At 70.7% G+C, this 10,424-nt stretch carries 14 protein-coding genes and 1 tRNA gene; 7 read left to right on the forward strand and 8 right to left on the reverse strand.

All coding sequences use genetic code 11. The annotated features are described in order from the left end of the window. The first annotated feature begins 4 nt into the window (after positions 1 to 4). The 3 genes from VG899_15160 (at position 5) to VG899_15170 (ending at position 3,081) form a co-directional block, all read left to right on the forward strand. Entirely contained in the window at positions 5 to 1,588 is a 1,584-nt protein-coding gene (locus tag VG899_15160) for an LCP family protein (protein HWA67699.1), read from the forward strand. Further along, a complete protein-coding gene (locus VG899_15165) occupies positions 1,579 to 2,607 on the forward strand; it encodes a DUF3048 domain-containing protein (protein HWA67700.1) in 1,029 nt (342 codons plus the stop codon). The genes VG899_15160 and VG899_15165 overlap by 10 nt, the downstream gene beginning before the upstream one ends. Before the next feature lie 75 nt (positions 2,608 to 2,682). After that, positions 2,683 to 3,081: an SsgA family sporulation/cell division regulator gene (locus tag VG899_15170; protein HWA67701.1), complete on the forward strand. Its 399-nt coding sequence runs from the start codon at positions 2,683 to 2,685 to the stop codon at positions 3,079 to 3,081. A 23-nt stretch (positions 3,082 to 3,104) separates the two neighbouring features. On the opposite strand, the gene VG899_15175 is transcribed toward VG899_15170, so the two are convergent. Further along, complete coding sequence (locus VG899_15175; GenBank protein ID HWA67702.1) at positions 3,105 to 3,560, reverse strand: Rrf2 family transcriptional regulator; 456 nt, start codon at positions 3,558 to 3,560, stop codon at positions 3,105 to 3,107. Between the two features lie 60 nt (positions 3,561 to 3,620). Next, positions 3,621 to 3,818 (reverse strand): DUF3618 domain-containing protein, encoded by a 198-nt coding sequence (locus VG899_15180; protein ID HWA67703.1) that lies wholly within the window; start codon positions 3,816 to 3,818, stop codon positions 3,621 to 3,623. 56 nt (positions 3,819 to 3,874) lie between these two features. Here VG899_15180 and bcp point away from each other — a divergent pair, with 56 nt between their 5' ends. Next, positions 3,875 to 4,354 (forward strand): thioredoxin-dependent thiol peroxidase, encoded by a 480-nt coding sequence (gene bcp, locus VG899_15185; GenBank protein ID HWA67704.1) that lies wholly within the window; start codon positions 3,875 to 3,877, stop codon positions 4,352 to 4,354. Here bcp and VG899_15190 read toward each other — a convergent pair. After that, positions 4,351 to 5,568, reverse strand: coding sequence for an NAD(P)/FAD-dependent oxidoreductase (locus tag VG899_15190; GenBank protein HWA67705.1), 1,218 nt, complete (start codon positions 5,566 to 5,568; stop codon positions 4,351 to 4,353). The genes bcp and VG899_15190 overlap by 4 nt on opposite strands. Positions 5,569 to 5,637: 69 nt before the next feature. Between VG899_15190 and VG899_15195 the strand changes: the two genes are divergently transcribed. Next, the gene (locus VG899_15195) at positions 5,638 to 6,105 is read left to right on the forward strand and encodes a hypothetical protein (protein HWA67706.1); all 468 of its coding nucleotides are present in this window, start codon (positions 5,638 to 5,640) and stop codon (positions 6,103 to 6,105) included. A gap of 34 nt (positions 6,106 to 6,139) precedes the next feature. Here VG899_15195 and VG899_15200 read toward each other — a convergent pair. Next, positions 6,140 to 6,212: transfer RNA gene (locus VG899_15200), tRNA-Leu, on the reverse strand. 53 nt (positions 6,213 to 6,265) lie between these two features. Here VG899_15200 and VG899_15205 point away from each other — a divergent pair. Next, positions 6,266 to 7,222 (forward strand): UDP-glucuronic acid decarboxylase family protein, encoded by a 957-nt coding sequence (locus tag VG899_15205; protein ID HWA67707.1) that lies wholly within the window; start codon positions 6,266 to 6,268, stop codon positions 7,220 to 7,222. On the opposite strand, the gene rdgB is transcribed toward VG899_15205, so the two are convergent. Genes rdgB through murI form a run of 4 tightly spaced genes read right to left on the reverse strand, consistent with a single transcriptional unit; the run spans position 7,219 to position 10,126 of the window. Beyond that, positions 7,219 to 7,839, reverse strand: coding sequence for an RdgB/HAM1 family non-canonical purine NTP pyrophosphatase (gene rdgB / locus VG899_15210; protein ID HWA67708.1), 621 nt, complete (start codon positions 7,837 to 7,839; stop codon positions 7,219 to 7,221). The genes VG899_15205 and rdgB overlap by 4 nt on opposite strands. After that, positions 7,836 to 8,558 (reverse strand): ribonuclease PH, encoded by a 723-nt coding sequence (rph, locus tag VG899_15215; protein ID HWA67709.1) that lies wholly within the window; start codon positions 8,556 to 8,558, stop codon positions 7,836 to 7,838. Before rph ends, rdgB begins: the two co-directional genes overlap by 4 nt. Positions 8,559 to 8,567: 9 nt before the next feature. Beyond that, entirely contained in the window at positions 8,568 to 9,317 is a 750-nt protein-coding gene (locus VG899_15220) for an MBL fold metallo-hydrolase (protein ID HWA67710.1), read from the reverse strand. Further along, positions 9,314 to 10,126 (reverse strand): glutamate racemase, encoded by an 813-nt coding sequence (gene murI / locus VG899_15225; GenBank protein HWA67711.1) that lies wholly within the window; start codon positions 10,124 to 10,126, stop codon positions 9,314 to 9,316. Before murI ends, VG899_15220 begins: the two co-directional genes overlap by 4 nt. A gap of 65 nt (positions 10,127 to 10,191) precedes the next feature. Here murI and VG899_15230 point away from each other — a divergent pair. After that, positions 10,192 to 10,424: hypothetical protein (locus tag VG899_15230; GenBank protein HWA67712.1), on the forward strand; the 233-nt coding region annotated here is incomplete at its 3' end.

Here is a 10,424-nt window from a genome sequence, read left to right on the forward strand (position 1 = left end):
GAGGGTGACGGAACCGCCCGACGGCTCCCCGCCGCGCACCCGTCGTCCGCTTCCGCCGGAGCTCGATCCGCGTCGCCCGGCGCAGCGCGGGCGTACCTCGCCGACCGCGTCGCCAAGCCCCGGCAGGCCTCGCACCGTGGCGCCGGGCGAGCATCGCCGGTGGGGGCCCGGATGGCTGCGCCGCTGGACCCGCCGCAGGCTGCTCGCGACGACCGCAGGGGCGATGGCCGTCGTCGTCCTCGTCGCCGCCGGCGTCGGGTGGCTCGCGGTGTCGTCGATCCTCGGCAGCATCAAGCACATCAACCCGTTCTGCCACTCGTGCAGCCGGCCGAGCGGCGGCGCCTCCGGCGACCTCAACATCCTGATCGTGGGCTCGGACAGCCGCGCCGGCCTGACTCGCCAGGAGGAGCTTCAGCTCCATGTCGGCAAGGCGGACGGGCGCCGCTCCGACACGATGATCCTGCTGCACATCCCGGCAGGCGGCGGCAAGGCGGTGATGGTCAGCCTGCCGCGCGACTCCTACGTCAAGATCCCCGCTCATCGCTCGCACGGCCAGCTGGTCCCGGCACAGATGAACAAGCTGAACGCCGCCTACTCCGAGGGCGGCGCGAAGCTCACGATCGAGACGGTCGAGGACAACACCCACGTCCGCATCGACCACTACATCGAGATCAACTTCCTGGGCTTCGTGAAGATGGTCAACGCCCTCGGTGGCGTGAACATCTGCTCCGCCACCCCCATCGACGACCCGATCCACTACGACCCGGCGAGCGGCACGAACGTGGGCAGCGGGCTCGACCTGCCCGCCGGCACGAGCCACCTCGACGGCGCAACCGCGCTGGAGTACGTCCGCGCCCGCGAGTTCGACCCGGCGACCGGCGACCTCGGCCGCATCCAGCGCCAGCAGAAGTTCATGGCCGCGATGATGAACAAGGCCGAGAGCACCGGGGTGCTGCTGGACCTCCCGAAGCTCTACAGCTTCCTCAAGGCGGTCGCCAGCTCGCTGACGACCGACAGCGGCTTCGGTACGTCACAGATGTTCACCCTTGCCAAGGCCTTGCACTCGATGTCACCGAAGAACGTGTCGCTGCTGACCGTTCCGCTGTCCAACACCGCACTCGCCACTCCCGTCGGTTCCGCGGTGTTGTGGGACCCGGTGCTGTCGAAGCGGCTGTTCACCGACTTCACCGACGACAAGCCGATCACCAACGTGGTGCGTGCGACGCAGCTCACCATCCCGCCCGGCGACATCTCGCTCCAGGTGCTCAACGCCACCTCCACCAACGGCCTCGCGGCGAAAGCGGCGAACCAGCTCACCGGGCTCGGGTTCTCGGTCAGCGGGACCGGCGACGCCCCGTCCGGGACGGACTCGTCGAGCACCGTCGTCGAGTACGGGCCGCAGCGCGCCGACTCCGAGCGAACCGTGGTCGCCGCCGTACCCGGAGCGAGCAGCCAAGAGGTCAACTCGCTCGGCGACAAGATCGTCCTCGTCGTCGGGTCGTCCTTCCAAGGTGTCAAGCCGGTCAAGATCGCCGGTGCCACGAACCGACCGACCGTCACGACAGGGGCCTCGAATCCATGCAGCTGATCAAGCACCGCCCGGCAGCCGGCGTACTGCTCGTGGCGGGCGCCCTCACGCTTGCGGGCTGCTCCGGGTCGAGCTCCGGCGGCGGTACGCCGACGAGCACGGACACCACGACCAGCCAGGCCGCGCCACCTGCGTGCCCGCTGACCGGGCAGCCCGCCACCCGGTCGGAGGACGTGAAGCGCCCCGCCCTCGCGATCAAGATCGACAACGTCTCCGACGCGCTGCCCCAGGCCGGCGTCAACAACGCCGACGTCGTCGTCGAGGAGCTGGTCGAGGGCGGCCTCACCCGGCTGATGGCGATCTACCAGTGCCAGAAGGCGCCGGTGGTCGGCCCGATCCGGTCAGCCCGGATCACCGACGCCGACCTGCTCGCCCTCCTGCACGGCAGTGTGCTCGGCTACTCCGGGGCGAACCCGAAGGACATGCCGCCGATCCGTGAGCACAGCGGCGCCGCACTCGTCTCCTACGACGAGCACCCCGAGTACTTCCATCTCGACTCCTCGCGGCCGGCGCCGCACGACGTGTTCGCGGCGACGCAGACCCTGCTGCGGGTCGGCCGCAAGGAGCGCCCGAACCTCACGGCGCCGCCGGCGCTGTTCCACTACGGCCCGATCGATGCCACCGCCAAGCGCGCCCACAGCGTGTATCTGGGATGGCCGGCCGCCAGCGCGCAGTGGACGTGGTCGGGCAAGGCCTGGCTGCGCGACCAGGACGGCGCCGCCGACCGGCTGGTCGACGGCAGCCAGATCAGCGCCACGAACGTGGTCGTCCTCAACGTGACGATCCAGGACACCGGAATCAAGGACATCCTCGGCAACGAGTCGCCCCTCGACGTCACGATCGGTACCAACCCCGCCTGGGTGCTGCGCGACGGCAAGATGATCCGAGGCTCGTGGAGCCGGCAGTCCATCAGCGATGGCATCAGCCTCACCGACCGAGCCGGCAACCCGATCGACCTGGCACCCGGGCGCACCTGGATCGAGCTGCTGCCGAGCGGGACGAAGCCGCAACGGCGCTGACCGGCCGTTACCGTGAGCGCGGCAGATCGTTGATCGAATGACGGATCAGCCGGATCCCGCTACCGGAGGCACTCGATGCTCGACTCCTCGCGCACGGTCACGACGCCGCTGACGCTGGTCGTCAGCGCGAGTACCGGGGACGCCAGGCTCGACGCCGAGCTGCGCTACGACGCCGGCGACCCGCTCGCGGTGTCGCTCGCGATCGGCACCCAGTGCGACGAGCCGGTGGTCTGGGTGTTCGCCCGTGACCTGCTCGCCAGCGGCATGGCCGGTCCGATCGGTGAGGGTGACATCACCATCGAGCCCGCCGGCCGGGACGTGCGGATCACCCTTGCCACCGACTGCCTCGCCACGATGCTCGCGCCGCGCAACCGGGTCCTCGAGTTCCTCGTCGAGACCTTCACCCGGGTGCCGTCGGGCGCGGAGTTCGACGGGATCGACATCGACGCCGAGATCGCCGCGCTGCTCACCTAGCGCCGGCCCAGCCGCTCGAGCGGCTAGATCCGCTCCGCCTGGTGGCGTTCCGCGAGCTGTTTGACGGACTTGGGCAGCTTGCCCGCGGCGAGGTCGGCGACCGTCACGTTCTCGAGGACCTCGCGGAGGCTGCCCCGCACCGCCATCCAGACGTCCCGCAGCGACTCGGCGGCACCCGGGTAGCTGAGCTCGGTGAGGCTGAGGTCGCGGACGTTGGCCAGCGGGCCGTCGACCGCGCGGATCACGTCGGCGAGCGTGATCTCGGCGGGCGAGCGTGACAGCACGTAGCCGCCCTCGCGGCCGCGCTGGCTGCGCACCAGATGCGAGTTGCGCAGCTCGCGCAGGATGCCGAGCAGGAAGTTCAGCGGGATGTCCTGGGCCAGCGCGATCTGCTCGGCCTTGACCGAGCCGCCGGTGCCCGCGGCTGCCAGCTCCGCCATGGCGCGTACGGCGTAGTCCGACTTTGCCGAGATCCGCACGAGACGAAGTGTCTCCTATCCGTGCTCCGCAGGTGCGGATTACGGCGCGAGTCGGCTCGATCAGTGCCGGCGGCGTACCGCGACGACACCCGCCACCACCACCGCGGCACCGGCCGTCGCCGCCAAGGCCGGCCCACGGCGCTCCACCACTCGTTTCGGGTTGAGCCGCTCGGTGATGGCGTCGATGGTCTCGGCGAGCTCGGCGCGGGTCTGCTCGATCTCGCGGACGATCACGTCGGGCTTGCGGGTCGGCGTCATGCCGGTGATCTTCCCCCGGGCTCCGCCGGCTACGCCAACGGCGCTACGGTCGGCACATGCCCGAGCAACCGACGAAGCTGTCCTCCGGAGACACCGCGCCCGCCTTCACCCTGCTCGATGACACCGAGACCAAGCACCGCCTCGCGGACTACAAGGGCCGCAACCTGGTCATCTACTTCTACCCCGCCGCGCTCACCCCCGGCTGCACCAAGCAGGCGTGCGACTTCCGGGACAACCTGAAGCTGCTCGACGACAGTGACTACGCCGTTGTCGGGATCTCGCCCGACAAGCCCGCGAAGCTCGCGAAGTTCCGCGAGGTCCACGACCTGACGTTCCCGCTGCTGTCCGACCCCGACAAGTCGGTGCTCGCGGCGTACGGCGCGTGGGGCGAGAAGACCATGTACGGCAAAAAGGTGACCGGCGTCATCCGGTCGACCTTCGTCGTGGACCCCAAAGGCAAGATCGCGCACGCGTTCTACAACGTGAAGGCCACCGGCCACGTCGCGAAGCTGCTGCGCGACCTCGAGGTGGGCTAGCGCCCTGCGCCGCTTCTGAGGTTGCGCGCCACAGAGCGGACGAGCGACGGATCGGTCCACAGCACCGAGGCGGCCCACCGCGCGCTGAACTCGCTGGCGAACACCGCAGCGGCCTGCCCCGGCGTCAGCGCGTCCATCCGCCGGATCACCCGGTCCCAGTCCGCGTCGCCGAAGCGGCAGATCCGCTCGTTGATCGCGTAGGACACCTTCAGGTTGCGGCCCATCTGCCGGCGCCACTGCTTCGGGTAGGACGCCATCCCGCGGGCCGAGTAGTCCCCGCCGGCCGCGACGATCGCCTTGCCCGCGGAGCGCCCGGCAATGATCGCGTACCGGATGCCCTCGCCGAGCAGCGTGGACCCTTGCCCCGCAGCGTCACCGGTCACGACGAGGCCGTCGCCGACCAGCGTCGCCGCATCCGGCGCGAGCACCGGCATGAGGCCGCTGTGCATCTCGATCGGGCTCGACGTCGCGCCCGTCGAGGCGCCGGCCAGCGGCGCGAAGTGCGTCCGTAGCCGCTCCAGCAGCGCGCGCGGCTCGGCATCGCTTTCGGGCCGCACCACGCCGACACCGAGTCGCACCCGGCCCTCGCCGCAGGGGAACGCCCATCCGTAGCCGCCGGGCGCGACGTCGTCACCGAGCCAGAAGACGACCTCGTCCTGGTCGTAGCCCGGGGCGTGGAGCTCCAACTCCATCCCGACGGCGCTGCGGTCGTTCGCCGGCCGCAGGCCCGCCTCGCGAGCGAGGAAGCCGGTGTGTCCGCTCGCGTCGACCACGACCCGAGCCGCGAGCTCGTACCTGCCGCGGAAGGGATCACGCACCGAGAGGGCGCGGCGCTGCGCCGCCATGCCCTCGACGTGGGCCTTCAGCCGGATCTCGGCGCCGGCCTCGATGGCCTGCTGGGCGAGCCACTGGTAGGTGCCGCGCACGTCGATGACGCAGCCGACCGCCCGTCGATAGGACTTCGTCGCCGACGTCGTCGGTCCGATCACCCGGATGCGGTGGACCGGGTGGTAGCACCGCTTCGGAACGCCGAGCGCCCGCAACGGCTTGACGAAGCTCCCACCGCTGGTCCGCACCGGCTCACCGATCGCGTGAGCGCGCTCGAACACCACCGTGTGCAGCCCGCCGCGCGCCGCCTCAGCGGCCGCGGCAAGGCCGGCCGGGCCGCCACCGACGACCGCCACGTCGACGTCGGGAACGGCTCCTGGGCTCACCCTTCCACTCTGTCACCTCGCCGCGGACCCGGGTCGGCCCAGCCGGACGCGAAGTGACATTCTGCGCTCATGCGTGCGCACCGCCGGTTCGCGGCGTCGACGGTCGCGGTCGTCGTCCTCGCCGGGTGCAGCGGCGGCAGCGGGGGCGCAGCCGGCGGCGCGGCGTTGACGAAGGCCCAGCTCGACACCCAGGCAAACGCGATCTGCGTCGCCGAGCAGACCGCAGGCAAGCAGGTGGCGGCGCCCGACGACATCTCCGACATCCGCCAGACCGCGGCGTACTTCGACAAGATCGACCCGATCATCCAGTCCGCCACCGACAAGCTCGCGGCACTGACCCCCGACGGCGGCGAGGCGGCGGCGTGGGAGGCGTTCCTTTCGGCCCGCAAGGCGTTCTCCCGCTCGATGCACGACATCCGGTTGAAGGCCGACGCCGGGGAGGAGTCCGCGGTGAGCGAGCTCGAGAACCTCTCGACCGACCGGCTTGCTGCCGCGGCGGCGGCGGTGGGTGCGAGCTCGTGCGGCGAGACCGGCTGAGGGCGCCCGGCCGCCCCACCGGCGACGGCGGTCGTGGGGTCGGCGGGATTTGAACCCGCACTGGCGTGCTCCTAAGGCACGTGCCTCTGCCGTTGGGCTACGACCCCGTGGTGGACCGATTGTCTCAAGTACCCCCGCTGATGGTGCCGAGTCACAATCTATGGGTCGCGTCGTGGTGACCGGCGGCGCCGGGTTTCTCGGTTCGCACCTGTGCGAGCGGCTGCTTGCCGACGGCCACGAGGTCGTCTGCCTCGACAACTTCCTCACCGGCTCGCCACGCAACGTCGAGCACCTGCTCGGGCACTCCGGCTTCCAGCTCGTCAAGGTCGACGTGACCGGCTACATCCACGTCCCGGGCCCGGTCGACACCGTGCTGCACTTCGCCTCCCCGGCCTCCCCGATCGACTACCTGCAGCTGCCGATCGAGACCCTGAAGGTCGGGTCGATCGGCACGCTTCACACGCTCGGCCTGGCGAAGGAGAAGTCCGCCCGCTATCTGATCGCGTCGACGTCGGAGACCTACGGCGACCCCAAGGTGCACCCGCAGCCGGAAAGCTACTGGGGGCACGTGAACCCGGTCGGCCCGCGCGGGGTGTACGACGAGGCCAAACGCTTCGCCGAAGCGATGACGATGGCCTACCGCCGCTACCACGAGGTCGACACCGCAATCATCCGGATCTTCAACTGCCACGGACCGCGGATGCGACCCAACGACGGCCGGGCGATCCCGACCTTCATCCGCCAGGCGCTCAAGGGCGAGCCGATCACCGTCGCGGGCGACGGCACCCAGACCCGCTCCATCCAGTACGTCGACGATCTCGTCGAGGGCGTGATCCGCATGCTCGCCTCGGGGCATCCGGGCCCGATGAACCTGGGCAACCCGCACGAGATCTCGATGATCGAGCTCGCCTGGGCGGTGCGCGACCTGTGCGTCTCCGACAGCGAGGTCGTCTTCATCCCACGCCCGGAGGACGACCCGACGATCCGCCAGCCCGACATCACCCTCGCCCGCGAGGTCCTCGGCTGGGAGCCGCGAGTCGAGCTCCACGACGGCCTGCAGCGCACGATCGCCTACTTCCGCGAGCACCCCGAGGTGTTGAAGCTCGACGCCGACTAGCTGCGGTGACCCGACGTACCGAGGACCTCGGGAAGTCGGGCCGCCAACGCCCGGAAGGCCTTGCCGCGGTGGCTGATCTCGTTCTTGCGATCGGCGGTCATCTCGGCGGTGGTCAGGGCCTCGCCGACCGGCACGAAGATCGGGTCGTAGCCGAACCCCCCGCTGCCCCGCCGCTCGCGCAGCAGCGTGCCGGTGATGCGCTCCTCGACGGTGAGCTCCACCCCGCCGGGTGAGACGGCCGCGGCGGCGCACACGAAGGCGGCACCGCGACGCCCGTCCGGGACGTCGCGCAGCTGGGCGAGGACCAGGTCGAGGTTTGCGTCGTCGTCACCGTGGCGACCGGCCCAGCGCGCCGACAGGATGCCCGGCATCCCGTTGAGCGCGTCGACGGTCAGCCCGCTGTCATCGGCGATCGCCACCAGGCCGGTCGCCCGGCAGGTCTCCCGTGCCTTGAGCAAAGCGTTGTCGGCGAACGTCGCACCGGTCTCTGCGACGTCGCCGAGCGCCGGGAAGGCGTCGAGCCCGACCAGTTCGACGTCGTAGGGCTCGAGAATGCGCCGAAGCTCGGCGACCTTGCCGGCGTTGCGGGTCGCGAGAACCACCTGCGCCGCAGTCAAGACGCGAGCGCCCGCTCCTGCATCGCGGTCAGCGTCGCGCAGCCGGCGGCACCGAGGTCGAGCAGCGCGTCGAGCTCGCCACGATCGAACGGCGCGCCCTCGGCGGTCCCCTGGACCTCGACGAAGCGCCCGTCGCCGGTGCAGACCACGTTCATGTCGGTCTCCGCCTTGACGTCCTCGTCGTAGCAGAGGTCGAGCCGCGGGGTGCCGTCGATGATCCCGACGCTCACCGCGGCGACCGACCCGACCAGCGGCTCACCGGTGAGCAGGTTCCGCTCGCGCAGCCAGGACACCGCATCGGCGAGCGCGACGTAGGCGCCGGTGATCGCGGCGGTCCGGGTGCCGCCGTCGGCTTGGAGCACGTCACAGTCGATGACGATCGTGTTCTCACCGAGCGCCCGGTAGTCGATGGCGGCGCGAAGCGAGCGGCCCACCAGCCGCGAGATCTCGTGGGTGCGCCCGCCGATCCGGCCCTTCACGGACTCACGGTCGCTGCGGGTGTGGGTGGAGCGGGGCAGCATCGCGTACTCGGCGGTGACCCAGCCCAGCCCCGATCCTTTGCGCCAGCGGGGCACCCCTTCGGTCACCGACGCGGCGCACAGGACCCGCGTCAGGCCGAACTCGACGAGCACCGAGCCTTCAGCGTGGTCGAGCCAGCGCCGGGTGATGGTGACCGGTCGCAGGGCGTCGTCGGCCCGGCCGTCAGGACGGCTGCTCACTCGTACTCCTCAGACGTCGTAGGACTGGAGGCGATGCGCGAGTACGACGTCCCCGTCGTAGCTGCGCTGCGCCTCCGCGAGGCTACGGCTGGCGTCGCCCCACGGCACGAGATGGGTGAGGACGAGCTTCTCGACGCCGGCCCTGGTCGCGTACTCCCCCGCCTGCAGCCCGGTCAGGTGCACGTCCGGCGGGTTCTGCTCGCCCTCCAGATACGACGCTTCGCACAGGAACAGGTTCGCGTCGCGGGCGAGGCCGACCAGCGCGTCCGTCTGCCCGGTGTCCGCGCTGTAGGTGAGCGTGCGGCCACCGGCGCTCACCCGCATCCCGAACGTCTCGACCGGGTGGTTCACGTGCCGGAGGTCGACCTCGAACGGGCCGACCTCGCACACGCCTTCCCGCTCGACCGGGTGGAACACGTACACCTCGTCCAACAGCTCGTCGACGTCGCGCGCGTAGGCCCCGACCACCGACTGGCGAATCGTCCGCGGGCCGTAGACGTGCAGCTTCGACGGCATCCCGTCCGGGTGGTAGCGGCGGGCGTAGGTGTAGGTGATGAGGTCCAGGTAGTGGTCACCGTGCAGGTGGCTGACGATCACCGCGTCCGGACCGAGCAGGCCGCACGCTTCCTGCAGCGCCCCGGTCGAGCCGTTGCCGATGTCGAGCAGCATCCGGAACCCGTCGTGTTCGAGCAGGTACGACGAGCATCCGGAGGCCGGGCCGGGGAACGTGCCGGCCATCCCGACGACGGTGAGCTTCACAGCGCCGCCTGCGCGGTGGCGACGTCGCGCACCTCGGGCCCCAGGAACCGCCGACCCAGCCGCTCGAACGGCTCCGGGTCACCTGTGGCCAGGAACCGGTGGCGCGGCGGGGGAAGCTCGTCGCTGCGGAACGCGTCGCGGCGGGCCAGCTCGCGGTAGACGTCCTTCGCGGTCTCCTCCGCGCTCGACACGAGCGTCACCTCGTCCCCGACGACGTAGGAGATGACGCCGGTGAGCAGCGGGTAGTGGGTACAGCCGAGCACCAGGGTGTCGCAGCCCGCGGCGACGATCGGGGCGAGGTACTCCTCGGCGATCGCGAGCAGCTCCGGCCCGTTGGTCTCACCCCGCTCGACGCGCTCGACGAACTGCGGGCACGCCGCGCTGGTCAGCTCGATGTGCGGAGCCGCCGCGAACGCGTCGTCGTAGGCCTTGCTGCCCACGGTGGCCGAGGTGCCGATGACGCCGATCTTCCCGTTGCGCGTGGCCGCAACCGCGCGTCGTACCGCCGGTTGGATGACCTCGACCACCGGGATCGAGTACCGCTCGCGGGCGTCGCGCAGACACGCGGCGCTGGCGGAGTTGCAGGCGATGACGAGCAGCTTGACGGCGTGATGCTCGACGAGGCCGTCCATCACGTCGAGGGCGAGCGCCCTCACCTCGGCGATCCGGCGCGGTCCGTACGGACTGTTCGCGGTGTCACCGACGTACACCACCGACTCCGACGGCATCTGGTCCAGCACCGCGCGCGCCACGGTGAGTCCTCCGACACCGCTGTCGAAGATCCCGAGGGGCGCATCCACCTGCGCAATGTAGCCGCAACAAATGGTTCACGTGGGTCATGTGACCTGCGTCACGGCTGGGTCACACTTGGCGGATGGAGCGCGGTGAGCTTCCCAGTCGCTCCACCGTCGGGCGGCTGCTGGGCCGTGCGCTGGCGATCGGCGTCGCCGGGTTTGCGGTGTACGGCGCTGCGACGTTCTTCGTCGCCTTCGCCGGCCGGCACGACGACTCCTCCAACCTGTTCCCCTTCGGTGGCTGGCAGGTAGATGTCGCCGCGGCCGGGGTCGCCCTGATCTCAGCCGCGCTGGTCGGCGCAGCAATCCTGGC

This window comes from Mycobacteriales bacterium (genome assembly GCA_035550055.1).
Classification (GTDB): Bacteria; Actinomycetota; Actinomycetes; order JAFAQI01; family JAFAQI01; genus DASZTV01.

Excerpts from the sequence above, each read along its gene's own strand:
- VG899_15165 (HWA67700.1), top strand. The coding sequence starts at position 1,579 with ATGCAGCTGATCAAGCACCGCCCGGCAGCCGGCGTACTGCTCGTGGCG.
- VG899_15170 (HWA67701.1), top strand. The coding sequence starts at position 2,683 with ATGCTCGACTCCTCGCGCACGGTCACGACGCCGCTGACGCTGGTCGTC.
- VG899_15180 (HWA67703.1), bottom strand. The coding sequence starts at position 3,818 with ATGACGCCGACCCGCAAGCCCGACGTGATCGTCCGCGAGATCGAGCAG.
- bcp (HWA67704.1), top strand. The coding sequence starts at position 3,875 with ATGCCCGAGCAACCGACGAAGCTGTCCTCCGGAGACACCGCGCCCGCC.
- VG899_15195 (HWA67706.1), top strand. The coding sequence starts at position 5,638 with ATGCGTGCGCACCGCCGGTTCGCGGCGTCGACGGTCGCGGTCGTCGTC.
- VG899_15205 (HWA67707.1), top strand. The coding sequence starts at position 6,266 with ATGGGTCGCGTCGTGGTGACCGGCGGCGCCGGGTTTCTCGGTTCGCAC.